Source organism: Rhodococcus wratislaviensis, assembly GCF_900455735.1.
GTDB lineage: Bacteria > Actinomycetota > Actinomycetes > Mycobacteriales > Mycobacteriaceae > Rhodococcus_F > Rhodococcus_F wratislaviensis.
Window position 1 is genome coordinate 91,318 of record NZ_UAUI01000025.1, and the last position, 24,354, is coordinate 115,671.

The following is a 24,354-nucleotide window of genomic DNA, read 5'->3' on the forward strand; positions in this document are numbered from 1 at the left end:
GCCGATCCGCTCCCTGTACCCATCTCGACACATGATCGCACTGGAGAATTACCGATGAGCCGAGTCCGTAAGAACACCCCCGGACGAATCCTGTTCGTGGGATCCGGACCGGGCGATCCGGCACTGCTCACCGTGCACGCACGGGACGTCCTTGCCGCAGCGACCCTCGCCTTCACCGACCCCGACGTCGACAAGGGCGTCACCGTCCTGGTGGGCACCGACCTGGGCGTCGACGCCGAGACCGGTGAGCCGCTCGCCGAGGTCCGTCCCGCACTGGGTGAGCCGGCGGAGGTCGCGAAGACCCTCGTCCACGAGGCGAAGAACGGCCACGACGTGGTGCGTCTGGTGTCCGGCGACCCGCTGACCACCGACTCGGTGATCGCCGAGGTCACCGCCGTCGCCCGCACCCAGGTGCAGTTCGAGGTCCTGCCGGGCCTGCCGTCCGCGTCCGCCGTCCCCTCCTACGCCGGTATGGCACTGGGGTCGGGACACACCGAGGCCGACGTCCGCGGCGAGGTCGACTGGGCGGCCCTGGCCGCCGCACCCGGACCACTGGTCCTGCACGCCACGTCGGGGCATCTCGCCGAGACGGCGAGCGCCCTCGTCGAGCACGGCCTGGCTCCGCAGACCCCGGCGGCCATCACGGTCCGCGGCACCACCCGGCAGCAGCGCACCGTCGAGGCCACCCTCGCGACGCTGAACGAGGCCGGTTCCGAACTGGTCGGTTCGCTGGTCGTGACGGTCGGCAAGGTCGTCGCCCAGCGCAACAAGATGTCCTGGTGGGAGTCGCGCGCACTGTACGGCTGGAAGGTCCTGGTCCCGCGCACCAAGGATCAGGCAGGCGAAATGAGCGACCGCCTCGTCACGCACGGCGCCATCCCGATCGAGGTACCCACCATCGCCGTCGAGCCGCCCCGCAGCCCGGCGCAGATGGAACGGTCCGTGAAGGGCCTCGTCGACGGTCGCTACCAGTGGGTGGTCTTCACGTCCACCAACGCGGTGCGTGCGGTGTGGGAGAAGTTCGAGGAGTTCGGGCTCGACGCCCGCGCGTTCTCCGGCGTCAAGATCGCCTGCATCGGTGAGGCCACGGCCGCGAAGGTGCGCTCGTTCGGAATCAACCCCGAACTCGTGCCCTCCGGCGAGCAGTCGAGCGAAGGCCTGCTGGCCGAGTTCGCCCCCTACGACGACGTTTTCGACCCGGTCAACCGGGTTCTGCTGCCCCGCGCCGACATCGCCACCGAGACGCTGGCCGAGGGCCTGCGCGAACGTGGCTGGGAAATCGACGACGTCACCGCGTACCGCACCGTCCGGGCTGCGCCGCCGCCGGCCGAGACCCGCGAGATGATCAAGACCGGTGGGTTCGACGCCGTCTGCTTCACCTCGTCCTCGACGGTCCGCAACCTCGTCGGCATCGCCGGAAAGCCGCACGCGCGCACCCTCGTTGCCTGCATCGGTCCGAAGACCGCCGAGACGGCCATCGAGTTCGGCCTGCGCGTGGACGTGCAGCCGGAGACCGCTCAGGTCGGCCCGCTGGTGGAGGCTCTGGCCGAGCACGCGGCGCGCCTGCGTGCCGAGGGCGCACTGCCCCCGCCGCGCAAGAAGTCCCGCGCTCGGCGATAGGCGCTACGCGCCTGTGAGTGGTTGAGGAGTCCAGGCACTCCTCAACCACTCACAGGCCCGACGAAGGAGGGCATGTCCTTGTTCCCGACCCATCGACCGCGACGGCTTCGCCGGACACCGGCCCTGCGTCGTCTGGTCGCCGAGACTTCGCTCGAGCCACGGCATCTCGTGTTGCCGATGTTCGTCGCGGACGGTATCGACGAGCCTCGTGAGATCTCGTCGATGCCCGGCGTCTTCCAGCACACTCCCGACTCGCTGCGGCGGGCGGCGACGGAAGCGGTCGAGGCGGGACTCGGCGGACTCATGCTCTTCGGGGTGCCCCGTCCCGACGACAAGGACGCCGAGGGATCCGGCGCGTCCGAGCCGGACGGCATCCTGAACCGCGGGTTGCGCTGGCTCGCAGACGAAGTCGGCGATGCAACGGTGATCATGGCGGACACCTGCCTGGACGAGTTCACCGACCACGGTCACTGTGGCGTTCTCGACGCGAACGGTGCGGTGGACAACGACCTCACGCTGCAGCGGTACGTCGACATGGCGGTCGCGCAGGCCGAGGCCGGCGCGCATCTGCTCGGTCCGAGCGGAATGATGGACGGCCAGGTCGCCGCCATCCGCAAGGCCCTCGACGACGCGGGGTACACCGACGTCGGTCAGCTCGCGTACTCGGCGAAATATGCGTCGGCGTTCTACGGCCCGTTCCGTGAGGCCGTGGGTTCGTCACTGCAGGGTGATCGCCGCACGTACCAACAGGATTCGGCCAATCGCAGGGAGTCGCTGCGTGAGGTGGACCTCGACATCGACGAGGGCGCCGACATGGTGATGGTGAAGCCGGCGATGTCCTACCTGGACGTTCTGCGCGAGACGGCGGACCGCTCGCCGGTCCCCGTTGCGGCGTATCAGATCTCGGGTGAGTACTCGATGATCACGGCCGCCGCGCAGAACGGCTGGATCGACCGGGACGCCGCGATCCTCGAATCGCTCACCAGTATCCGCCGCGCCGGTGCGGACGTCGTGCTGACGTACTGGGCGACCGAAGCGGCCGGCTGGTTGTGATCGTCTCGTCGGCGGATACGGTAGTGCCATGACCCAGCAGTGGCCACCGACACCGCCGCACCAGGCTCCGCATCAGCAGAGCCCGTCTCCGCACGATTTCCCCTACCCCCCGCCGGTGCCGCAGTCGAAGCCCGAACGTCCGGCACCGATCGACGTGGGCACCGCGGCCCAGTTGCTGTGGGCGGTGGCCGGGCTCGGTCTGATCCAGGCGTTGGCCGCGATGGTTCTGGTGGTGGGCGAGAAGTCGACGTTCGTCGACGAACTGATGAACAACCCCAGCGTCACATCCGGCGAGGTCGACATGAGCCGCGACAGCGTGGAGTCGCTGTTCTACGTGGGCATCGGGTTCACTGTCGTCCTCATCCTGATCCTCACCGGGCTCTTTCTCCTGTTCGTGCACTTCATGCGTAAGGGCCGGAACTGGGCCCGGATGCTGCTCACCATCGCGTGCGTGATGATGGTGGTGTGGACCGTCCCGGTGCTCTTCGGCATCGGATCCGACGGAAGCGGCACCGCGCTCGCTCTCGGCGGCGTGCAGATCCTCCAGGCCGTGGTGGCCGTCGGCGCCGTCGTGCTGATGCACCGCAAGGATTCCAACAGCTACTTCCTGAGGTTGCCCCCCTCCGCCGAGTAGCTCCGATTTGCTCGTGAAATATAAAGATGTACCGTGAAGTACGTCACAAGGGCAGACCGCAGACTTCATTTCGACCGAAGGACTTTCCTCCATGCGCGCTGACGATCGAGCACACGGGTCTCGCAAAGAAGCACTGATGTTCGCCATCATCGTGGCCTTCGTGCTGCTGACTCTGTTGCTCGTCGTGATCCCGGGCGCCCTCTCCTGACGTGCCTCACGTTTTCCTCGCGGGCCGTGATGTCGCAGGATGAGCGTGTGAGCGAACCAGCCGTCTTGTTCAGTGAGCCCGGCGCCCGCTGGCGGATGGTGGCGTTCGGCCCGGTGTTCTGCCTGATCGCCTTGATCATCGAACTGCTCACCGGCCCGGTGGTGCACTGGTTCGCGCTGTCGCTGTTCGCGGTGCTGCTCAGCGGGTTCGTCTACGTGCAGGTGGTGGCCGCCCGCAGACATGCCAGCGTCGAACTCACGACGTCGTCGTTGCGGCAGGGCACCGAAGACCTGCCGATCACCGAGATCCTGAAGATCATGCCCCCCGCCGACCCGGAATCGTACGAGCAGCAGCCGTGGGAAACCGCGCGGAGTCTGGGCGAGCTGTCCGCGGTTCCCCGCCGGCGGACGGGCATCGGACTGCGACTGCGGGGCGGTGCCCTGGTGCAGGCGTGGGCGAAGGACGACGTGGCATTGCGCGAGCATCTCGAATCGCTGCTCGCGAAGTCGGCGGGAGGGTCGGCGGAATGAACCGCCGGACCGCGGTGGCGGCAGCGGAGTGGATCGGCGCCGTGGCCGGCGTCGTCGCCGCGGTGTGGTGTTGGAACCGCTCCCAGGTCACATCGGCGTTCGGTCCCGTGGCGCCGGGTGCACCCTCCTTCGAGGGAACCGCGTATTCGGGGTCGTGGATCGCCGTCGCCGCCGGCCTGGTGACGGTCGCGGGGTTGCTGGTGATCGACTCGGTGCGCCGGCTCCGGTCCGGCCCGGCGGGCGAACCCGCCGAGCCGTCCTCGTCACCGGAAGATCTGGGTCTTGCGGACGGTGTCGGTCCCGGGACCGTCGAGCATCGCGGAGCCGAGTAGCGCCTCGGGAACCCCGAGTCCCTCGATCAGCGTCTGCGCGTGGGGCCGTAGCGACCGGCATCGTTCGTTGATTCCCCGCTGCACCGCCTTCGACCGCTCCACCGACAGCTGCCGGTGCTCCATGAACCAGGCCTTGTCTTCCTCGATGACGCTCAGCGCGTAGAGGTCGCAGACATCGCTCAACAGGTCGCGGGCGTCGTCGTCCTCGCACTCGTCGATGCCGGCGACGAACGCCTCGAGCACGACCCGGTCGATGTGGGCCTGCGCGGCGTGCAGCACATGATCCTGCACGAAATTGAAGGCGTCGAACGGGTTCTCCTCGCGCTTCTGCGCACCCTGGAGGCGACGGGCGGCGGTCGAGAGCAGGTACTGCTCGCGGTCCTCGAACATGGTCAGCTGGGTGCCGCGGTTGAAGAGGCTGCCGTCCTCCTCGTTGTCCTGCCTCGTGTCGAGGATCGTCTGGATGATCTGCTGCGCGGCGGTGCGCTTCTTGACGACGTCGGAGACCGTGGTGGCCGCGAAGCGCATCCATTCGACGGGGCTCATGCCGCGCACCTCGTCCGCGTAGGACGTGAGCAGTTCCTTCGCCACCAGCTGCGTCAGGACGTGGTTGTCGCCTTCGAACGTGGTGAACACATCGGTGTCCGCCTTGAGCGCCGTGAGGCGGTTCTCGGCCATGTACCCGGCGCCGCCACACGCTTCACGGGCCTCCTGGATCGCACGGGTGGCGTGCCAGGTGTTCGCAACCTTGAGCCCGGCGGCGCGGCCCTCGAGCTCACGCTGTTCCTGGGGGTCGGCGTCGGCGCTGCTCTGGATCTCGTGCATCTTGGCGACGAGCTCGTTCTGGGCGAACTGCAGAGCGTAGGAGCGCGCGATCAGCGGGAACAGCCTGCGCTGGTGGACGAGGTAGTCCATGAGCAGCACCTCGTCCTCGTCCTGCGGGGCGTTGAACTGCCTGCGCTGCAACGCATATCGGGTGGCGATCGACAATGCGACGCGAGCGGCGGCGCCGGCGGACCCGCCCACCGTGACGCGTCCCCGCACGAGAGTGCCCACCATGGTGAAGAACCGGCGGTTCGCGTTGTCGATCGGCGACGTATACGTGCCGTCGGGTTCCACGTCGGCGTACTTGTTGAGAAGGTTCTCCCGCGGAATCCTGACCTGGTCGAACGTGATTCGGCCGTTGTCGACCCCGGGAAGCCCGCCCTTGTAGCCGCAGTCCGACGTGTGGACGCCGGGAAGGTCGTTGCCGTCCTCGTCCCGGATCGGCACCACGAAACAGTGCACGCCCTGCGACTCGCCGCCCGTGATCAACTGCGCGAACACGGCTGCCATCGTCGCGTGCTGCGCCGCCCCGCCGATGTAGTCCTTGCGCGAGGACGGCGTGGGGGAGTGGATGACGAATTCGCCCGCCTCCGCGTCGTACGTGGCGGTGGTCTCGAGCGCCTGCACGTCGCTGCCGTGACCCGTCTCGGTCATCGCGAAACACCCCAGCAGATCGAGGTCGACGAGACGCTTCACGTACGCCTCGTGATGGCGCGCGGTGCCGAGGTTCTCGATCGCGCCGCCGAACAGTCCCCACTGCACGCCTGCCTTGACCATCAGGGACAGATCGGACATTGCGAGCATCTCGATGCTCGTGACTGCGGCGCCGGCGTCACCGGTACCGCCGTGGTCCTTCGCGAAACCGTCGGCGGCGTACCCGTTGCTCGCGAGCAGACGCAACTGCGCCAGCGTCTTGGCGCGGGCCTCGTCGAGGTCGGGGGTGTAGTGCGGTGCGAAGTCGGGGGAGCCGGACAATTCCGCCCTGACGCGCTCGCGTACCTCCCGCCAGCGTCCGTCGAGTGTGCTTCTCAGGTGGTCAGCTGTGGTGGCCATGACTCGACAGTAGCCGTCGCCGTGAGGGGCGCGATGTCGGTCGAGGAACGGATGGGGATCGTGGCCGCGTGCTCTACGCATCTGCGATCCCCCCCTCCGGCCGGCCGTGAGATCGGCGATGGGGGTTGCACTCTGTGATGTCCTGGGTATTCCGGTGTGGTGAACTTTTCCCGCGTACTGCGCTCCGCCGTCACGGGCCCGACCTTTCGGTGGACCTCCGCACCGAGTGGCACCGCCCGCCACCCGATCAGCATCACCACGGCGTCGGTGTCCCTCGAACAACAGCATCGGGTACGGGTGCGCAGATACGTGATCGTGACGTCGTTCAGGATTCTCGCGTTCGTGCTGTCGGCGGTGGTCTACGGACTTACCAATAACCCCTGGGTGGCTGTGGCGATCATCGGCGTGGCGTTTCCCCTGCCGTGGATCATTGCCCTGATCGTCGACGACCTGCCACCGTGGGAGAAGGACGAGTCCCACGGTACCGGCTGAGGCGTCTGACCGGAACGATCACCAGAAGCGACTCCCGGACCCACCCTTGAACGGGCCCACCACCCGATCGGTGATCCACCCGCCGTAGAAGCCCCCCGTCTGGGGCCGAACCCGCTCGCCGTCGACGAAACAGCCGTCCATCGATCCCGGCATGACCGCAACGTGCCCGACGAGAGATTCGTACCCGGCGACCGGCCGGGGATAGTGCCACGCCGCACGCTCGGCGACGTGTCCGCCAGCGACGACGTCGAAATAATCCGCCCGCCCCTTCCACTCGCACACCGTGCTCCCGGCAACCGGACGCAAGACCCCCTCGGCGAAACACGTGCGCGGCAGGTAGTACGTCGGCGGGTGGCTCGTCTCGAGCAGGCGCAGCGGGTTGCGTGTGCGTGCGACGAGGTGCCCGCCGAACCGCACCTCCACCAACTCGCCGCTCTGCTGGACCACGGGTGGCCGCGGGTAGTCCCACACCGATTCCTGTCCCGGACCGACGGGGTCCGGGATCGGGCGGCCGCTCGTCACGGGAGGTCCGCCGACGAGGGCCGATTCGTCAGCCGGGCGGCCTTCGCTGCCGGAAACATGCGCGGACCAGCCGAGTCAGGCCGAGGTGCTGATCGTCGCGAGGTACCCCACGGGATCGCGCCAGAAGGCGGTGATCAGGTCGGCGAGTCCGGCGGGGTCGGCGATCAGTGGTGTGATGTGGCCGGCGCCGTCCACCGTGGTGGCCGCGGCGTGCGGCATCGTCGCCGCGGCGGCCCGTGCCTGCTCGATGGAGATCATCGTGTCTGCGCGGGGTACGACCATCAGCGTCGGCGCCCCGATCCGGGGCAGGAGGGGGTCCAGCCCCTTGCGGTGCAGCATGATCGATTGCATCGCCTGGTGCATGCCACGTCGTGGTGCCTGCCGGAGAGTGCGTGAGACGGCCCGGAACTGTTGCGGGTGCGTTCGTGAGAGTTCCTTGCCGAGAAGGACGTTCATCACCGCATTCGTGAGCGGTGGAATCGGCCCGGCGATGCGGTAGGCCCATACCATCGGCACGATCCTGGCGCGTTCTCTGCGGGTGAGGGCCTGGGTCGGTGTCCCGATGGTGATCACGGTGCGGCACCGGTCGGGAGTGTGGGCGGCCGCGACGAGTCCGACGTGTCCACCCCAGGCGTTGCCCACCCAGTCGACGGGCTCGGTGACGTCGAGTGCGTCGAGGACGGCAATTGCCGCCTCCGCACACTCCTCCATCGTGAACCGCCGCTGCACGGCGGTGCCGGCTCCGTGGCCGGGTCCGTCGATCGAGATCAACTGCCGGTCTGCGACCAGATGGCTGCGCAGGGGCGCCCACGTCGTCGAGTCGACGAAAAGGCTGTGCCACAGCACGGTCGGCGGTCCGTTGCCGGTGACGTGGACGGCGAGGTTCCCGACGCTCGTCGGGATGGTCCGGGTGATCGAGTGTGTGTCCATGGGATGTCCCAAATGCGTGGGTTCGAGTTTGCTTCGGAAACCGAAACTTCGGTAACCGTAGTATTCTCCTGTGTCATGGAGCGGTCAAGAGGTCTGCCGTCCGATCGGCCGGCGGTGGGACAGTTACTGGTCCGATTGCTGCACGAGTTCCGCCGGGAGTTGAGCGAGCCCATGGCAGAGCGCGGTTACGGCGACATCCGCCCACCGCATCTGCAGATCTTCGGCAACATCGGCTGGGACGGGCGGCGGTTGACGGAGATCGCCTCCCGTGCCGAATTGAGTCTGTCCGCCGCGTCCGAACTCATCAACGATCTCGAGGATCTCGGGTACGTCGAACGGGTTCCGGACGCAACGGACCGGCGGGCGAAACTGGTTGTCCCGACCGCGCGGGGACGGCAGGCGCTGCAGGACGCCGCCGTGCGGGTCGCCGAGATCGAGCACCGCTGGGGCGGCATCGTCGGGCACGACCGGTTCGACGACGCCTGCTATCTGCTCAGTTCTCTGCTGGACGAGCTGAGTCCCGAGGATCGCTGACAGGGGGCGGCGGGACCGCGGCGCGGACGAGCTGGTCGTGACGCAGGGCGATCTGGGTCTGTGTCGCGATGACGGTCGACGAGCGAAGGACGTTGTGCCCGTCCACGATCGAGTTGATCACCCGCTGCAGGTCGGCGTGGGTGCGCGCCACCACGCGGACCAGGACGTCGCCGGCTCCGGTGATCGTGTGTGCCTCGAGAACTTCGGGGATGGCGGTCAGGTGCTCGACGACCGCGGCGTGCCCGTTGCCCTGGGCGATCTCGAGGGTGGCGAACGCGACCACCGGAAACCCCAGTGCGTCCGGGTCGAGAGTCGGTGCCGAACTGGTGATCACGCCGGTGCGTTCGAGGCGGTCGAGTCGCGCCTGAACGGTGCCGCGCGCCACTCCCAGGCGTCGCGACGCCTCGAGCACGCCAACCTTCGGCTCGGTATGCAGTAGGTCGAGCAGTGCGGCGTCGAGTTGATCGATGCTCATGGCGTCCCTGGTCAATATGTAGGGTCGATCCGTATTTTCATCCAGCATTCTGTACAGATTGAACAGCGTCAAGAGGCGCCGTTGCGCAGTGGTGTGAGCTGGATCACAGTAAAGTATGACGACCGTCGACATTCGCCTGACGCCCCGCGAGGTGGCCGCACATCTGGAGACCGACGAACTCCGGCAGTTGGTCGGGCTCGTCGAACACGACGACGCGTCGGACCCGTTTCCGGTGGTCGCGTTGGATGCCGTGGTGTTCGCGTGCGGCAATGCGACGCAGAGCATGCAGTACTTCGTCTCCACCTGGGGCATGACCCTCGTCGCCTACGCCGGGCCGGAGACCGGTCAGCGCTCGCACAAGTCGTTCGTCCTCGAGTCCGGGTCGGCGCGGTTCGTGCTGCACGGAGCCGTGGATCCCAAGAGCCCGCTCGCGGACCATCACCGGGCCCACGGCGACGGCGTGGTGGACCTGGCCATGGAAGTGCTCGACGTCGACCGCTGCATCGCGCACGCACGCTCGCAGGGGGCCACCATTCTCGACGAGCCTCGCGATGTCACGGATCAGTTCGGCACCGTGCGGCTCGCGGCCATTGCCACGTACGGCAGCACCCGGCACACCATCGTCGACCGCAGCCGGTACGACGGCCCCTACCTCCCCGGATTCGTCGCGCGCTCCAGCGGTTTCGCGGCACGACCGGGTAAACCCGCTCGGCTGTTCCAGGCGCTCGACCACGCCGTCGGCAACGTCGAGATGGGCCGGATGGACCACTGGGTCCGGTTCTACAACCGGGTCATGGGATTCACGAACATGGCCGAATTCGTCGGCGACGACATCGCCACGGAGTACTCGGCGCTCATGTCGAAGGTCGTGGCGAACGGCAACCACCGGGTGAAGTTCCCGCTCAACGAACCCGCGGTGGGAAAGAAGAAATCGCAGATCGACGAGTATCTCGAATTCTACGGTGGGCCAGGCTGCCAGCATCTGGCCCTCGCGACCGGAGACATTCTCGCGACGGTGGACGCGCTGCGGGCCGAGGGCGTCGAATTCCTGAACACACCCGACGCGTACTACCAGGATGCGCAGCTGCGGGCCCGCATCGGCACGGTCCGGGTGCCGGTGGAGGAACTGCAGAAGCGCGGAATCCTCGTCGACCGCGACGAGGACGGATACCTCCTGCAGGTCTTCACCAAGCCGCTCGGTGACCGGCCGACCGTGTTCTTCGAGCTGATCGAACGGCACGGTTCGCTCGGGTTCGGGGCGGGCAACTTCCAGGCTCTGTTCGAATCCATCGAGCGCGAGCAGGCGGCCCGCGGCAATCTGTGAACCTCCGACCGGCACGCAGTGCATCATCGACTGATGGATGACACGGGTCGGGGAACGTTCGCAGGGAAAGTCGCTCTCGTCACCGGAGCATCCTCGGGGCTCGGACGGGCCGTAGCTCGGCTCCTCACCGACCGGGGAGCTCGCGTCTTCGGGGTCGCTCGGGACGGGGATGCGCTGCGGCAGGCCATGATCGACATCGCCGGACCGGAGGCGGCGGCACACTGTGCGCCGGCGGACGTCGCGTCGCCGGACGCGTGCAGCGCGGCCGTGGCAGCCTGCGTCTCCGGGCTCGGCGGTCTCGACGTCCTGATCAACGTCGCCGGTTCGCACACCCTCCGGCACACCGCGGACGTCACGGACGACGACTGGGCACGTGACCTCGCCGTGAACCTGAACGGGCCGTTCTACCTGTCGCGGGCAGCACTGCCGCATCTGCTCGAACGCGGAGGCAACATCGTCAACGTCGCGTCGGTCGCCGGGCTGGAGGGGCAGGCGTACTCGGCCGGCTACTGCGCCGCCAAGCACGGACTGGTCGGCCTCACCCGCGCGATGGCGCTCGAGTTCACCGGCACACCGCTCCGGGTCAACGCCGTCTGCCCGGGCGGGATGATGACGCCGCAGGTCACGAATTTCGCGTTCCCCGACGGTGTCGATTTCGATCTGGTCATGAAGTCGGCCTCCCCGCGAGGGCTGATGGAACCCGAGGACGTGGCGAAGACGGTGGCCTTCCTCGCATCCGACGACGCCTCCGCCATCCACGGAGCCGTGTACTCGGTGGACAACGGGAAGATGGCATGAGTCTCGTCGAAGGCCCGATTCTCCAGATCTGCTGGGTCGTCGACGACATCGAGTCGGCGGAGCGGTACTTCACGGAACAGCTGGGCGTCGCGCGATGGTTGCGGCTCCCGGGCGTGCACTTCGGACCCGAGCACTGCACGTACCGCGGGCAGCCCGCCGACTACGTGGTCCACGTGTCGCTCGGATATGCCGGCGGACAGCAGTTGGAACTGATCCAACCGGTGTCGGGACGCAACCTCTATACGGAACAGCTGGAGACGAGCGGTCCCGGCGTCCATCACGTGGCCTGGGTTCCCGAAGACTTCGAGGCCACCCTCGCCGAGGCCGGGCGCCGGGGACTGCCGGTGGTGCAGCGGGGCCGGTTCGAGGGCGTCGGGATGGAGTTCGCGTACCTCGAGGGCGGCCCGCTCGGCGGATACGTGGAACTGATGAAACTGTCCGAGGAGATGCGGGCGATGTTCGCCTCGCTCGTCCCCGAATCGCCCGGCGCGACCGATCGGGCAGAGTGATCCTGGCCACCCACTACACCCTGTCGTTGGCAAATTCGACAGAACTGGGACACTGGAGGCCGTGACTGTTTCCTCCGGTGACCCCGACGTGCACGCATCCCGCTCCGCCCAGCTCTTCGAAAGGGCTGATCTGGTCATTCCCGGCGGCGTCAACTCCCCGGTGCGGGCCTTCCACTCGGTCGGCGGCACCCCGCGGTTCATCAGGGAAGCGTCCGGTTACACGCTCACCGACGTCGACGGCAACGACTACGTCGACCTCATCTGCTCCTGGGGGCCGATGATCCTCGGGCACGCGCACCCCGCCGTCGTCGAGGCCGTGCAGAAGGCGGCCGCCACCGGCCTGTCGTTCGGCGCGCCCACCGAAGGCGAGATCGAACTGGCCGAGGAGATCGTCGGCCGGGTCGCGCCGGTGGAGAAGGTGCGCCTGGTCAACTCCGGCACCGAAGCCACCATGAGCGCCGTCCGCCTCGCCCGCGGATTCACCGGCCGAACCAAGGTCCTCAAGTTCTCCGGCTGCTACCACGGACACGTCGACGCGCTGCTGGCCGACGCCGGCTCGGGACTCGCCACGTTCGGCCTCCCGACATCGCCCGGCGTGACGGGCGCGCAGGCCGAGGACACCATCGTCGTCCCGTACAACGACCTCGACGCCGTCGCCCAGGCCTTCGCCGCGAACGAGGGTCAGATCGCGTGCGTCATCACCGAGGCCGCCGCGGGCAACATGGGCGCCGTGGCGCCGCTGCCCGGATTCAACGAGGGCCTGCGGAAGCTGACCAGCGACAACGGCGCGCTGCTCATCATGGACGAGGTGATGACCGGATTCCGCGTCAGCTCCGCCGGCTGGTTCGGACTCGACCGCGTCGCCGGTGACCTCTACACGTTCGGCAAGGTGATGAGCGGTGGTCTGCCCGCCGCCGCATTCGGTGGCCGCGCCGACGTCATGGCACACCTCGCCCCGGCCGGACCCGTCTACCAGGCAGGCACCCTGTCCGGGAACCCCGTCGCCGTCGCAGCCGGGCTCGCCAGCCTGCGCGCCGCGGACCAGGGCGTGTACGACGCACTCGAGCGCAACAGCGCCACCCTGCGGACCCTGCTGTCCGACGCGCTGACCGCCGAGAGCGTGCCGCACCGGGTGCAGACCGCGGGCACGATGCTCAGTGTGTTCTTCAGCGAGGACCCGGTGACCAACTACGCCGAGGCCAAGGCCGCCCAGACCTGGCGTTTCCCGGCGTTCTTCCACGGACTGCTCTCGCGCGGGGTGTACCCGCCGCCGAGCGCGTTCGAGGCGTGGTTCGTCTCCGCCGCTATGGACGACAGAGCGTTCTCGATCATCGCCGACGCCCTGCCGCACGCCGCGAAGGCCGCCGCCGCGGCCGTCCAGCCCTGACGTGTCGTCCCCCCTCGCGGCCGGTAGCCCCGCCGCCGACACCCACCCGACCTCCCGTCCCGACCCGAGGAACCCCAACGTGACCGAAGCCGATCATCCCGACCACACACAGACCCGCACCATCGTGCACGTGCTCCGGCACGGCGAGGTGCACAACCCGCGCGGAATCCTCTACGGCAGGCTCCCCGGGTTCCGGCTGTCGGTGACGGGTGAGGCGCAGGCCCGCGCGGTGGCGTCGGTGCTGGCCAAGCACGACATCACGCACGTGGTGTCCTCGCCGCTGCAGCGGGCGCAGGAGACGGCGGTTCCGATCGCCGACGCGCACGGCGTCGAGATCGCGACCGACGAGAACCTCATCGAGGCGGGCAACGAATTCGAGGGCCTCAAGGTGTCCGTCGGCGACGGCGCGCTGTCCCGGCCCCGGCACTGGTGGAAACTGCGCGACCCGTTCACACCGTCCTGGGGCGAGCCGTACCTGCAGATCGCGCACCGCATGCTGGCCGCCGTCAACAGCGCCCGCGTGTCGGCGGTGGGCCACGAGGCCGTCGTCGTCAGCCACCAACTCCCCGTCTGGACCCTCCGCCGGTTCCTGCAGGGGGAGCGGCTGTGGCACGACCCGCGGCACCGTCAGTGCGGTCTCGCGTCGCTGACCTCCCTCGTCTACGAGGGCGACACCCTCATCGACATCGTGTACTCGGAGCCCGCGGGCGCGTCGGATCCGAGGGTGACCGGGGCATGAGTCGGGGGCGCTTCGCCGGGCTTCTCGCGGTGATCTGTACGGCCGCGGTGTCGCTGTCGGCGTGTGCGTCCGGCGACGACGCCGTGGCTCAGGGCGGCACGTTCGACTTCGTGTCGCCGGGCGGGCAGACGGAGATCTTCTACGACCCGCCTGCCGACCGCGGCACCATCGGCACGGTGTCCGGACCCGACCTGATGACCGAGGGCAAGACCACCTCGCTCGACGATTTCGCGGGGCAGGTGGTGGTCCTCAACGTGTGGGGGCAGTGGTGCGGCCCGTGCCGGGGTGAGGCGAACGACCTCGAGCAGGTGCACGAGGAAACCAAGGATCAGGGAGTGTCGTTCCTCGGGATCAACGTGCGGGACAACCAGCAGGACAAGGCGCAGGACTTCGTGATCGACAACAAGGTGTCGTATCCGTCGATCTACGACCCCGCCATGCGGACGATGATCGCGCTGGGGCAGAACTACCCCACGAGCGTCATCCCCACCACGATCGTGCTCGACCGGGAACACCGCGTGGCCGCCGTGTTCCTCAAGGAACTGCTCGCCGAGGACCTGAAGCCGGTGGTCGAACGGGTGGCGCAGGAATCGTGAGCACCAGCACCACCCTTCTCGCCGGCGGCGTCGGCGACGCCTTCCAGTCCACCGCGGCATCCGGGCCGCTGCTGCTCGCGCTCGGCGCGTGCGTCCTCGCCGGTCTGGTGTCGTTCGCATCGCCGTGCGTCGTGCCCCTCGTTCCCGGATACCTGTCCTACCTCGCGGGTGTGGTCGGTGCGGACGCCCCGGCCGTCACCGCGGAGGAGGCGGCCACCCGCACGAAGACGGTCGCCGACGGACGGCTGCGGGTCGCGGGCGCCGCGGCCCTGTTCGTCGCCGGTTTCACCGTGGTGTTCGTGCTGGCCACCGCGTCGGTGTTCGGCGCCATCTCGGCCCTCGCGATCAACCGCGACATCCTGATGCGGGTCGGCGGGGTGGTGACCATCGCCATGGGCCTGGTGTTCATCGGCCTGATCCCGGCCCTGCAGCGGGACACGAGGCTCGAGCCGCGCCGCATCTCCAGCCTGGCCGGGGCCCCGCTGCTCGGTGCCGTGTTCGCACTGGGCTGGACCCCGTGCCTCGGCCCGACCCTGGCGGGTGTCATCTCCCTGGCCGCAGGCACCGACGGTGCCACCGCCGCCCGCGGAGTGGCCCTGATCGTCGCGTACTGCCTCGGCCTCGGGTTGCCGTTCGTGATCCTGGCGCTCGGCTCGTCCCGCGCGCTGCGCGGTGTCGGCTGGCTGCGCCGCAACGCGCGCACCATTCAAATCTTCGGCGGAATCATGCTGGTGGCCGTGGGCATCGCCCTCGTCACCGGCGCGTGGGACCAGTTCGTCGGCTGGGTTCGCGACGCCTTTATCTCGGAAGTGACTCTGCCGATATGAGCGACACCCAGACCCCCGAGGCCCCGGAAGCCGCGCCGGTGCCCCGCCAATCGCTGCCGGGTCGCGCGTTCGCGGTCGTCCGCAACACCTGGCGCGGCCTGACGTCGATGCGCACGGCGCTGGTGCTGCTGTTCCTGCTGGCCCTCGCGGCCATTCCCGGCGCCCTGCTCCCGCAGCGCAGCCTCAACGCGGGCAAGGTCGACGAGTACATCTCGAACCGGCCGACCCTCGGTCCGTGGATGGACAAACTCGAGCTGTTCGACGTGTTCGGCAGCTTCTGGTTCACCGCGATCTACGTCCTGCTGTTCATCTCCCTCGTCGGCTGCATCCTGCCGCGCTGCGTCGACCACGCGAAGGCGCTGCGCACCCGTCCGGTGCCTGCGCCGCGGAATCTCGCGCGACTGCCGCACCATCACGAGGACCGCGTCGACGAGACGCCGGAGGAACTCGCCGCCCGCATTCGCGCCCACCTGAAGGGGTGGCGGGTCGAGACGCGCGAGGGCGGGGAGCGCGCCGCGCATGACGGCGAGATCACCATCTCCGCGGAGAAGGGCTACTTCCGCGAACTCGGCAACCTGGTCTTCCACTTGTCGCTCGTCGCGTTGCTCGTCGCGATCGCCGTCGGCAAGCTGTTCGGCTACGAGGGCAACGTCATCGTGGTCGCCAACAACGGTCCCGGCTTCTGCACCACGTCGCCCGCGGTCTTCGACTCGTTCAAGGCGGGCAACACGCAGGACGGCACCGGCATGACACCGCTGTGCGTCAAGGTCAAGGACTTCGCGGCCGACTACCTCGACAGCGGTCAGGCCGAGATGTTCACGTCCAACATCGCCTACCAGGCCGGTGACGACCTCGAGACGAACACGTGGCGGGACGGGCAGTTGCAGGTCAACCACCCGCTGCGCGTCGAGGGTGACCGCGTCTACCTGCAGGGGCACGGGTACGCACCGACGTTCACCGTCACGTTCCCGAACGGGGAAACCCGCACCGAGACGCTGCAGTGGCGGCCCGACGACGCGACGACGTTCCTCAGCAGCGGCGCGATGCGGTTCGACCCGCCCGGCGGCATGTACACCGACACCGACGAGCGCCGGAAGAACCAGATCGCGATCGAGGGACTGTTCGCGCCGACCGCGCTGTTGCACGGCAATCTGCTGGCGTCGAGCTACCCGGCCATGAACGACCCGGCCGTCGCGATCGACATCTACAAGGGCGACACCGGCCTCGACACGGGCAATCCGCAGTCGCTGTTCTCGCTCAACACCGAATTGATCAACCAGGGCCGGCTCGTGAAGCAGGACCGGGTGAATCTGAAACCGGGGGAGAGTTCGACGCTGGCCGACGGCACCCAGGTGCGGTTCGACGGTGCCGTGGACTTCGTGAACCTGCAGGTGTCGCACGACCCGGCGCAGCAGTGGGTGCTGCTGTCGGCGCTGACGATGATGGCCGGACTGCTCGTCTCGCTGCTGGTCAAGCGTCGCCGCGTCTGGGCCCGCATCTACCCCGCGGACGCTTCCGATCTTGACCCACGACGTACTGTAGTAGAGCTTGGTGGACTCGCCCGGACCGATCAGGCCGGCTGGGGCGACGAGTTCGGCCGACTCTGCACCCGTCTGCTCACGGACGACACGAAGCCTGACGCGCAGGAGAGCCAACGATGACGACCAACGAGACACTGGCGCAGTACAGCGACTGGGCCTTCCGATCAGCCTTCACCGTGCTGGTGCTGGCACTCGTGCTGCTCATCGTGCAGTACGCGTCCACCCGGGCGCAGGCCGTGCAGGACCGGGAACTCGTGTCGGCAGGCTCCGGCGCCCGTCCGGCCGAGGCGCCGTCGGCTCCCGGCCGAGTGGTCGAACAGCCGAAGAAGCCCATGTCCGAGCGCTTCGGCGGCATGGGCGCTGCCGTGCTCGTCGTCGGCACGGTACTGATCTTCGCGTCGATTGTGCTGCGCGGTTTCGCCACCGAGCGGTTCCCGCTCGGCAACATGTACGAGTTCGTGACCATGGCCTGCGCGGCCGCACTCGTCGTCGGTCTCGCGCTTCTGTCGAAGCCGGCGTACCGGTCGATGTGGGTGTTCCTGCTCGTCCCCGTCCTGATCCTGATGTTCCTCGCCGCCACCGTGCTGTACGCGGACGCGGCGCCCGTGGTGCCCGCGCTGCGGTCGTACTGGCTGCCCATCCACGTCACCATCGTGAGCGTCGGTTCCGGTGTGTTCCTGGTGTCGGGCATCGCGAGCCTGCTGTTCCTGCTGCGCATGCGGTACCCGCACGGCGAGGAGGGAACGGGCGTGTTCGCGCGGATCGCGGAGCGGCTGCCCGACGCGCAGACCCTGGACCGGCTGGCGTACAAGACCACCATCATCGGGTTCCCGCTGTTCGGCGCGGGCGTCATCCTCGGCGCCATCTGGGCCGAGGCCGCCTGGGGCCGATTCTGGGGCTGGGACCCCAAGGAGACGGTGTCGTTCATCGCCTGGGTGATCTACGCCGCCTACCTCCATGCCCGCGCGACGTCGGGCTGGCGCGACACCAAGGCCGCATGGATCAACGTGGCGGGCTTCGTCGCGATGCTGTTCAACCTGTTCATCATCAACATGGTGGTGTCGGGATTGCACTCGTACGCGGGCCTCAACTGACGGTAGTCGCCGACTGATATCCTTCCGCCGCGACGTCTCCGACCGGTGTGATTCGGTGGGGACGATGGAGACTTCACGAGGGGGATGTTCAGCCATGTCCGAAAACAACGCCGGCTTGTGGGAGCCGGTACGGCCTGCATCGAATCCGCCCGCGGACGACCACGCCTCGGCTGCCGCGTGGAACGCCGCGCGGCAGGCCCCGTACGTTCAGCCGCAGGGTCCCAACCCGTTCGCGCAGCCCGGGGTCCAGGCCCCCTCCGCCGCACCCGCGCGGCCGCAGACGCCGGCCCCGGCCCCGCAGCAGACTCCCGCGCCGGGAGCGTTCACTCCGCCGCAGCAGGCGCCGGTCCAGCACGCACCCCAGCATCCCCGCCCGCACAACACGAATGCCGACCAGCAGTACGCGGTGTCGGCGCGTGACCTGTCGACGTCGCTGCTCCTCAAGCAGGTCAAGCCGGCCCCCACCACGGGGTGGCGCAAGGCGCTGTACCAACTGTCCGGCCGGTACATCAACGTCGGCAACAGTGCGAAGGAACAGCGTCGGATCGAGCTGACCAAGCAGGTCAACCAGCCGCTGCAGGGTTGCTACAAGATCGCGCTGCTGAGCCTCAAGGGCGGAGTGGGCAAGACCACCACCACCGCGACGCTCGGCTCCACGTTCGCGTCACTGCGCGGTGACCGCGTGATCGCCGTCGACGCCAACCCCGACCGGGGCACGCTGAGTCAGAAGATTCCCCTCGAGACCCCCGCCACGGTGCGCAACCTGCTGCGCGACGAGCAGAGCATCGAAAAGTACAGCGACGTCCGCAGTTACACGTCGCAGAGCCGGCACCGGCTCGAGGTGCTCGCGTCCGACAGCGACCCGGCGGTGTCGGAGGCGTTCAGCGCGGACGACTACTCGCGGACCGTCACGATGCTCGAGAAGTTCTACAGCATCGTCCTCACCGACTGCGGCACCGGACTGATGCATTCCGCCATGCAGACCATCCTCGAAGAGGCCGACGCGCTCGTGGTGGTCAGTTCGGGGTCCGTCGACGGCGCCCGCAGCGCCTCCGCGACCCTCGACTGGCTCGACGCCCACGGATACCGCGAACTGGTGTCCCGGTCGGTGGCCGTCGTCAACGCGGTGCGACCACGGTCGGGCAAGGTGGATCTGCCGAAGGTCGTCGAGCATTTCGAGCAGCGGTGCCGCCTGGTCCGGCTGATTCCGTTCGATCCGCACCTCGAGGAGGGCGCCGAGATCGAACTGGAGCGGCTGCGTCCGAAGACGCGCAACGCTCTTCTCGAACTGGCTGCCGCGGTGGCGTCGGACTTCCCGGCGTCCAGTTTCGCGCTACAGGATCGTCGCTGAGGCGATGACACCGCGGGCGCCGGATCGACCGGCACCCCGGTTTCGGCTCATCCGGCGGGGTCCGCCGGACCGGTATCGGGTTCGTCGGACTTCTTCCGACGGGTCTCCCGGTCGACCTTCCAGAGGAAATCCGGATCGTCGTCGGGTCCCTGCACCCGATTGCTGAGCACGGGTCTGGTGTTCGGGCCGAACGCCTTCCAGAGCAGGACCGCCACTGTCACGAGCCCGATGAGTGCCAACAGATAGATCACCGCGCACCTCCTTACACCGCTCGAGGGTAGCCGGTATCCCTGAGCGTAGCCGCGTCGGCGGCAGAGGGCACCTACCCGGCCGGGTGGCGTCCGGGCAGTGTGGTCGCGGTCAGCCTTACGGTCGGCCTGCTTCCGTCGTGAGGGAGCGGAGCAGTTGCATGACCTCGGCCTCGCGGAAGCGGCGGTGTCCGCCCGGGGTGCGCAGCGATCCGAGCCGGCCCGCGTGCGCCCATCGCGTCACTGTCTTCGGGTCGACATGGAACAGGGCAGCCACCTGGCCCGGGGTCATGAGGGCTTCGTTGGATCCGCTGAATCCGGATCCGTTGTAGGTGGGTGCGCTCATCGACGGTCCTCCACTGCTTTCGACTGGTCTGTGCTGAAGCCGGCCGCTGTTGCGACTGATCTCGGTCATCGTGGCATCTGGCACCCCGGGTACTCGAACGATCTAATGTTGGTAAAGGGGAGGTAATAGACAAATCGGATAAGTCGGACGTGTGAGGAGCGGCCTCGACGATGGGTAACCTGGGGGCGTGAGTGAGTCATCCGAGAAGCCAGAAGACCAGGTCGAGCGCCCCGGTGCTGCCGATTCGAGCGCACCGGCCAAGCAGGACGGGCGGGTGACCAAGGGGCAGCTGGCGCGCGACGTCGCGATCTATTCGATCGCCCGGCTGCTGCTGGTCGTCGTCATCGGCGCCATCATCCTCGGGGTGGCCGCACTCGTCGGAGTCGCCGTGCCGCTGCTCGTCGCGGCCATCTTCGCGGTCCTCATCGCACTCCCGCTGTCGCTGCTGCTGTTCGCGAAACTCCGCCGCCGGGTCAACGAGGGGATCGCCGCGTTCGACGCGCAGCGTCGCGCCGACCAGGCCGACCTGCGTGCCCGGCTCCGCGGTGAGGGCACGGCCCGGTGACGGACGGCGACTGCGTCGTCATCGACCGGAGCTTTCCGCGTGACTGGGTGGACAACGCCGTCCGCCTCATCGACGCCGACGCGCAGCGCAGCGCCGACACGCACCTGCTGCGGTACCCGCTGCCCGTCGAATGGGGTGTGCAGCTCTACCTGAAGGACGAGTCGACCCACATCACGGGCAGCCTCAAGCATCGGCTGGCCCGGTCGCTGTTCCTCTACGCGATCTGCAACGGATGGATCACCGAGGGGACGACGGTCATCGAGGCGTCCTCGGGGTCCACTGCCGTCAGCGAGGCGTACTTCGCGAAGATGCTCGGCCTCGACTTCGTCGCCGTCATGCCGCGCAGCACGAGCGGCGCGAAGATCGCCCTCATCGAGGCGCAGGGCGGTCGCTGCCACTTCATCGACCGGCCGCCGGAGATCTACAGCGAGGCCCGACGGCTCGCCGCGGAAACGGGCGGTCACTTCATGGACCAGTTCACGCACGCGGAGCGGGCCACCGACTGGCGGGGCAACAACAACATCGCCGAGTCGATCTACCACCAGATGATTCGTGAAGAGCATCCGGTGCCGGAGTGGCTCGTCATGAGCGCCGGGACCGGCGGCACGAGCGCGACGCTGGGCCGGTACATCCGCTACCGCAGGCACGCCACCCGTCTGCTCGTGGTCGATCCGGAGAACTCGGCGTTCTTCGGCGGCTACGACACCAACTCCTGCGACTACGCGACGGGGATGCCCTCGCGCATCGAGGGCATCGGCAGGCCGCGGGTGGAGCCGTCGTTCGTCGGGCAGGTCATCGACCGGATGATGCGGGTGCCCGACGCCGCGTCCATCGCGACGGCTCGGCACGCCAGTGCGGTGCTGGGCCGCCGGGTCGGCGGTTCCACGGGCACGAACCTGTGGGGTGCGTTCACCGTCGTCGCCGAGATGCTCGCGGCCGGACGGTCCGGCAGTGTGGTCACGATCCTGTGCGACGGCGGCGAACGCTACGCGGACACCTACTTCGACGACGACTGGGTGGCCGGGGAGGGCATCGACCTCACCGGTCCGGCCGCGGTGCTCGACCGCTTCGCGGCGACCGGGGAGTGGCCCGGTCAGCCCGGCTGAGGCGCGGTCGCGGCGGTCCGCGCCGGCGCCGTCACCGGGCGGGACATCGTGACCCGCGGCCACGCGGCGAGGCCGTGCCGGGCCTCGTCGGCGCGGATGCGTGACAGGCCCGGGGTCAGGGCGTCCTCCGGCAGCGGGCGGAAACCCAGCCGCTCGTAATAGGGGGCGTTCCACGGGACGTCGACGAACGTGGTGAGGGTGAGGGCGGGCAGTCCGCGGACGGCCGCCCACGACGAGATCTCGTCGAGGAGCAGGGCGCCGAGCCCCTGGCGGGCGTGGCCGGGGTGGACCGACACCTGCTCGATGTGGGCGGCCCCGTCGACCACGGCGACGAGTGCGTATGCGACCGGGGCGTCGTCTGCGTCGACCGCGACCCAAATGCATTCCAGCTGGAGGTATTCGGTCAGCTCGTCGAGTGTGAACGGGGGATCGTCGGCGACGGCGTCCATTCCGATGTCACGAAACGGCGCACCCGCCGCGATTTCGATGTCTTGCAGAACGGGCAGGTCGGTGGAAATGGCCGGGCGGATCACAGGTCTTTTGTACCCGAAATCGTGCTGTTCGCACAGTTTCCCTGCACTTTCCGTAAACTTACTCCACCGTAGGCTACGCAACCGTAGGTTGGTAGCCTGGCGATAGGACGACGGAGCGGGGACGAGCATGGACAAGCCCGAGGTAACTCTCGAGAACTACGAAGCGGTGTACGCGTACTACCGCGACCATCAGCAGAATCGGATGCTCGCCATGCTGGCGTACGCGTCGCTGTATGCGAAGTACCGGCCGCGGATCACGTACGCGGACGATGCGAAGGCGCAGCTGGCCGGGCTGGTGAAGTCCGGCAGGGTGCTGATCGTCGCCGCCAATCACATCACCCACAGTGATCAGTACACGCTCGCGGCCACGGCCTGGAAGACGCCGCTGCGCCGCGCGATCGGACGCACCCGGGTGCTCGCGAAGGACGAACTGTTCGTCGATCCCGACCTGCACAAGAAGGTCGACATGATGGGCGGTATCCCGGTGTTCCGCAGCAAGAACTACGGTCTCCGGGCGGTCGCCGACGCGGGCCGGCTCATGATGGACATCTCCGCCGAACGGGTGTGCCGCGGTGACAACCTGGCGATCTTCCCCGAGGGCACGTGCAACGAGGACGACCCGACCCGCCTGCAGCACATCAACAGCGGCATCGGTCACATCGCGAAACGTGCGGCGGATCGCGGAGTCTCACCCGTGCTGCTGTCCATCGGCATCAGCTACGGGCCGGACGCCCACGGGCCCGATACGGAGAACGTGAAGTCGGCCAGCGTCTTCGTCGGAGAGCCACTGTTCGACCTCCCGGCGAAACCGATGGACATCGCCCACGTCGTGCAGAAGGACCTGCAGATCGCCGTCGACGGGGCGGTCGCGGCGTACTGACGGCCGCCCCGGAAATCTGTCAAGAAGGGTTGACACCTGATGGGTGTCAACCTAAATTGACATGCATGACCGAAGCAACCACGCTCGCCGCAGCGGCGGGCAGCCCCGACCCCGCCGAGGGGTTGCGGGCCGTGCGTGCGCTGCGGCGTCTCCTCGAACGGCTCGAGGCCATCCAGGTCGCCAACGCCCGCGCCCAGGGCTGGTCCTGGCAGGCGATCGCCGACTCCCTCGAGGTGAGCAGGCAGGCCGTCCATCAGAAGCACAATCGGAGAGGGAGGTAACGGCGCATGTTCGAACGATTCTCGACGGACGCCCGGGCCGTGGTGATCGGCGCGCAACAGGAAGCGCGCGCACTGAAGTCGCCGCAGATCGGGCCCGAACACCTCGTACTCGCGCTGCTGTCCGTGGAAACCGAACCCGTCCACGGCATCCTCGCCGACGCCGGCATCGAGGAGGAGAAGTCGCGATCGACCGTCGCGACGCGCGGCACGGCCTTGAGCGACGCCGACGCCGAAGCGCTCGAATCGATCGGGATCGACCTCGACGCGGTGCGGCAGAGCCTCGAGCAGAATTTTGGCAAGGGCGTCCTCGACCCCGAAGAGCCGTCGGAGAAGCGCGGCTGGTTCGGCCGGAAGTCGGGGCACATCGGGTTCACCCGCGACGCGAAGAAGGCGATCGAACTGTCACTTCGGGAGGCGCTGGCGCGCAAGGACGATCATATCGGCGCCGAGCACATCTTCCTCGGAGTGCTGCGAGTGGCCGACGGCACGACGCGGGAGATCCTCGAGGTTCAGGTCGGTGTCGGCGAACTCCGCCGTCGCGTGCACGCGGCACTCGACGACCGCGCGGCCTGACCATCCCGGTCCCGCGTTATCCGGTTCCCGTTTGTCCGAACGATGTGCCAGCATGCACCCATGACCTTCTTGGTACGCCTCGTCATCAACGCGTTCGCGATCTGGCTGGCGGCAGCCTGGGTGTCGGGCATCGACATCTCCAGTTCGGGCAACGGAACCGGATGGGACATCGTGGTGCTGCTCGGCATCGCGCTGGTGTTCACCGTCGTCAACATCTTCGTCAAACCACTCGTGAAGTTGCTGTCGCTGCCCTTGTTGATCCTGACGCTCGGCCTGTTCACCCTGGTGATCAACGCCCTGATGTTGCTGCTCACCGCATGGTTGAGCTCCCAGACCGATTACGGACTGACCGTCGACGGCTTCTGGACGGCCCTGTGGGGAGGCCTGATCATCTCGATCGTCAACTTCGTCCTCGGCATCCTCCTCCCGGACGGCGACTGACCCGGCG

At 68.1% G+C, this 24,354-nt stretch carries 30 protein-coding genes; 23 read left to right on the forward strand and 7 right to left on the reverse strand.

The genetic code is table 11. From position 1 onward, the window contains the following. Positions 1–54 precede the first annotated feature (54 nt). The 5 genes from DTA22_RS29135 (at position 55) to DTA22_RS29155 (ending at position 4,377) form a co-directional block, all read left to right on the forward strand. Complete coding sequence (locus tag DTA22_RS29135) at positions 55–1,620, forward strand: bifunctional uroporphyrinogen-III C-methyltransferase/uroporphyrinogen-III synthase (protein WP_005566479.1); 1,566 nt, start codon at positions 55–57, stop codon at positions 1,618–1,620. Positions 1,621–1,698: 78 nt separating this feature from the next. Beyond that, positions 1,699–2,673, forward strand: a complete 975-nt coding sequence (gene hemB / locus DTA22_RS29140) for a porphobilinogen synthase (protein ID WP_112301911.1) — start codon at positions 1,699–1,701, stop codon at positions 2,671–2,673. A gap of 28 nt (positions 2,674–2,701) precedes the next feature. Then, complete coding sequence (locus DTA22_RS29145; RefSeq protein WP_112301770.1) at positions 2,702–3,307, forward strand: hypothetical protein; 606 nt, start codon at positions 2,702–2,704, stop codon at positions 3,305–3,307. 255 nt (positions 3,308–3,562) lie between these two features. Then, complete coding sequence (locus DTA22_RS29150; protein ID WP_112301771.1) at positions 3,563–4,045, forward strand: hypothetical protein; 483 nt, start codon at positions 3,563–3,565, stop codon at positions 4,043–4,045. After that, the gene (locus tag DTA22_RS29155) at positions 4,042–4,377 is read left to right on the forward strand and encodes a hypothetical protein (RefSeq protein ID WP_112301772.1); all 336 of its coding nucleotides are present in this window, start codon (positions 4,042–4,044) and stop codon (positions 4,375–4,377) included. Before DTA22_RS29150 ends, DTA22_RS29155 begins: the two co-directional genes overlap by 4 nt. On the opposite strand, the gene DTA22_RS29160 is transcribed toward DTA22_RS29155, so the two are convergent. Further along, complete coding sequence (locus tag DTA22_RS29160) at positions 4,309–6,255, reverse strand: acyl-CoA dehydrogenase family protein (protein WP_112301773.1); 1,947 nt, start codon at positions 6,253–6,255, stop codon at positions 4,309–4,311. The genes DTA22_RS29155 and DTA22_RS29160 overlap by 69 nt on opposite strands. Before the next feature lie 159 nt (positions 6,256–6,414). Here DTA22_RS29160 and DTA22_RS29165 point away from each other — a divergent pair, with 159 nt between their 5' ends. After that, positions 6,415–6,747 (forward strand): DUF3099 domain-containing protein, encoded by a 333-nt coding sequence (locus DTA22_RS29165; RefSeq protein ID WP_245973445.1) that lies wholly within the window; start codon positions 6,415–6,417, stop codon positions 6,745–6,747. Positions 6,748–6,765: 18 nt separating this feature from the next. On the opposite strand, the gene DTA22_RS29170 is transcribed toward DTA22_RS29165, so the two are convergent. Next, positions 6,766–7,269: a DUF427 domain-containing protein gene (locus tag DTA22_RS29170; protein WP_037233371.1), complete on the reverse strand. Its 504-nt coding sequence runs from the start codon at positions 7,267–7,269 to the stop codon at positions 6,766–6,768. A 75-nt stretch (positions 7,270–7,344) separates the two neighbouring features. Next, positions 7,345–8,199 carry an alpha/beta fold hydrolase gene (locus DTA22_RS29175; RefSeq protein ID WP_037233374.1) on the reverse strand — a complete coding sequence of 285 codons (855 nt, stop codon included), beginning with the start codon at positions 8,197–8,199 and terminating at the stop codon, positions 7,345–7,347. A gap of 75 nt (positions 8,200–8,274) precedes the next feature. Here DTA22_RS29175 and DTA22_RS29180 point away from each other — a divergent pair, with 75 nt between their 5' ends. Then, positions 8,275–8,733 carry a MarR family winged helix-turn-helix transcriptional regulator gene (locus DTA22_RS29180; protein WP_235214681.1) on the forward strand — a complete coding sequence of 153 codons (459 nt, stop codon included), beginning with the start codon at positions 8,275–8,277 and terminating at the stop codon, positions 8,731–8,733. Here the strand turns inward: DTA22_RS29180 and DTA22_RS29185 are convergent. Beyond that, entirely contained in the window at positions 8,693–9,208 is a 516-nt protein-coding gene (locus tag DTA22_RS29185; RefSeq protein WP_037233380.1) for an Lrp/AsnC family transcriptional regulator, read from the reverse strand. The genes DTA22_RS29180 and DTA22_RS29185 overlap by 41 nt on opposite strands. A gap of 115 nt (positions 9,209–9,323) precedes the next feature. Here DTA22_RS29185 and hppD point away from each other — a divergent pair, with 115 nt between their 5' ends. From hppD to DTA22_RS29235, 10 genes are all read left to right on the forward strand, one after another. Next, positions 9,324–10,532 (forward strand): 4-hydroxyphenylpyruvate dioxygenase, encoded by a 1,209-nt coding sequence (hppD, locus tag DTA22_RS29190; protein ID WP_037233383.1) that lies wholly within the window; start codon positions 9,324–9,326, stop codon positions 10,530–10,532. Between the two features lie 33 nt (positions 10,533–10,565). Then, on the forward strand, positions 10,566–11,330 hold the full coding sequence (locus DTA22_RS29195; protein ID WP_112301776.1) for an SDR family NAD(P)-dependent oxidoreductase: 765 nt from the start codon (positions 10,566–10,568) through the stop codon (positions 11,328–11,330). Continuing rightward, positions 11,327–11,839 (forward strand): VOC family protein, encoded by a 513-nt coding sequence (locus DTA22_RS29200; RefSeq protein ID WP_112301777.1) that lies wholly within the window; start codon positions 11,327–11,329, stop codon positions 11,837–11,839. The genes DTA22_RS29195 and DTA22_RS29200 overlap by 4 nt, the downstream gene beginning before the upstream one ends. A 61-nt stretch (positions 11,840–11,900) precedes the next feature. Next, complete coding sequence (hemL, locus tag DTA22_RS29205; RefSeq protein ID WP_112301778.1) at positions 11,901–13,226, forward strand: glutamate-1-semialdehyde 2,1-aminomutase; 1,326 nt, start codon at positions 11,901–11,903, stop codon at positions 13,224–13,226. 79 nt (positions 13,227–13,305) lie between these two features. Further along, entirely contained in the window at positions 13,306–13,965 is a 660-nt protein-coding gene (locus tag DTA22_RS29210; RefSeq protein WP_005566498.1) for a histidine phosphatase family protein, read from the forward strand. After that, entirely contained in the window at positions 13,962–14,561 is a 600-nt protein-coding gene (locus DTA22_RS29215; protein ID WP_112301779.1) for a TlpA disulfide reductase family protein, read from the forward strand. Before DTA22_RS29210 ends, DTA22_RS29215 begins: the two co-directional genes overlap by 4 nt. Further along, the gene (locus DTA22_RS29220; protein WP_037233399.1) at positions 14,558–15,388 is read left to right on the forward strand and encodes a cytochrome c biogenesis CcdA family protein; all 831 of its coding nucleotides are present in this window, start codon (positions 14,558–14,560) and stop codon (positions 15,386–15,388) included. The genes DTA22_RS29215 and DTA22_RS29220 overlap by 4 nt, the downstream gene beginning before the upstream one ends. Continuing rightward, entirely contained in the window at positions 15,385–17,049 is a 1,665-nt protein-coding gene (resB, locus tag DTA22_RS29225; protein WP_112301780.1) for a cytochrome c biogenesis protein ResB, read from the forward strand. Before DTA22_RS29220 ends, resB begins: the two co-directional genes overlap by 4 nt. Further along, positions 17,046–18,023: a c-type cytochrome biogenesis protein CcsB gene (ccsB, locus tag DTA22_RS29230; protein ID WP_112301781.1), complete on the forward strand. Its 978-nt coding sequence runs from the start codon at positions 17,046–17,048 to the stop codon at positions 18,021–18,023. Before resB ends, ccsB begins: the two co-directional genes overlap by 4 nt. A 94-nt stretch (positions 18,024–18,117) precedes the next feature. Then, on the forward strand, positions 18,118–19,374 hold the full coding sequence (locus tag DTA22_RS29235) for a nucleotide-binding protein (RefSeq protein ID WP_112301782.1): 1,257 nt from the start codon (positions 18,118–18,120) through the stop codon (positions 19,372–19,374). 47 nt (positions 19,375–19,421) lie between these two features. Here DTA22_RS29235 and DTA22_RS29240 read toward each other — a convergent pair whose 3' ends face one another. Together DTA22_RS29240 and DTA22_RS29245 are read right to left on the reverse strand one after the other, a co-directional pair. Continuing rightward, positions 19,422–19,625, reverse strand: coding sequence for a hypothetical protein (locus DTA22_RS29240; protein WP_037233412.1), 204 nt, complete (start codon positions 19,623–19,625; stop codon positions 19,422–19,424). Positions 19,626–19,740: 115 nt separating this feature from the next. Then, positions 19,741–19,968, reverse strand: coding sequence for a BldC family transcriptional regulator (locus DTA22_RS29245; RefSeq protein ID WP_037233625.1), 228 nt, complete (start codon positions 19,966–19,968; stop codon positions 19,741–19,743). 187 nt (positions 19,969–20,155) lie between these two features. On the opposite strand from DTA22_RS29245, the gene DTA22_RS29250 reads away from it, so the two are divergent. Beyond that, a complete protein-coding gene (locus DTA22_RS29250) occupies positions 20,156–20,533 on the forward strand; it encodes a DUF4229 domain-containing protein (RefSeq protein WP_037233414.1) in 378 nt (125 codons plus the stop codon). Beyond that, entirely contained in the window at positions 20,530–21,639 is a 1,110-nt protein-coding gene (gene cds1, locus DTA22_RS29255; protein WP_037233416.1) for an L-cysteine desulfhydrase Cds1, read from the forward strand. The genes DTA22_RS29250 and cds1 overlap by 4 nt, the downstream gene beginning before the upstream one ends. Here the strand turns inward: cds1 and DTA22_RS29260 are convergent. Then, positions 21,627–22,172, reverse strand: a complete 546-nt coding sequence (locus DTA22_RS29260; protein ID WP_112301783.1) for a GNAT family N-acetyltransferase — start codon at positions 22,170–22,172, stop codon at positions 21,627–21,629. The two genes, cds1 and DTA22_RS29260, sit on opposite strands and share 13 nt — an antisense overlap. 127 nt (positions 22,173–22,299) lie before the next feature. Between DTA22_RS29260 and DTA22_RS29265 the strand changes: the two genes are divergently transcribed. The 4 genes from DTA22_RS29265 to DTA22_RS29280 all read left to right on the forward strand — a co-directional run bounded on the left by DTA22_RS29265 (position 22,300) and on the right by DTA22_RS29280 (position 24,347). Beyond that, on the forward strand, positions 22,300–23,052 hold the full coding sequence (locus DTA22_RS29265; RefSeq protein ID WP_037233420.1) for a lysophospholipid acyltransferase family protein: 753 nt from the start codon (positions 22,300–22,302) through the stop codon (positions 23,050–23,052). A 65-nt stretch (positions 23,053–23,117) separates the two neighbouring features. After that, positions 23,118–23,333, forward strand: a complete 216-nt coding sequence (locus DTA22_RS29270; protein ID WP_005258323.1) for a hypothetical protein — start codon at positions 23,118–23,120, stop codon at positions 23,331–23,333. 6 nt (positions 23,334–23,339) lie between these two features. Next, positions 23,340–23,906, forward strand: coding sequence for a Clp protease N-terminal domain-containing protein (locus tag DTA22_RS29275; protein ID WP_037233423.1), 567 nt, complete (start codon positions 23,340–23,342; stop codon positions 23,904–23,906). Between the two features lie 60 nt (positions 23,907–23,966). Further along, positions 23,967–24,347, forward strand: coding sequence for a phage holin family protein (locus DTA22_RS29280; RefSeq protein WP_037233424.1), 381 nt, complete (start codon positions 23,967–23,969; stop codon positions 24,345–24,347). The last annotated feature ends 7 nt before the right edge of the window (positions 24,348–24,354 follow it).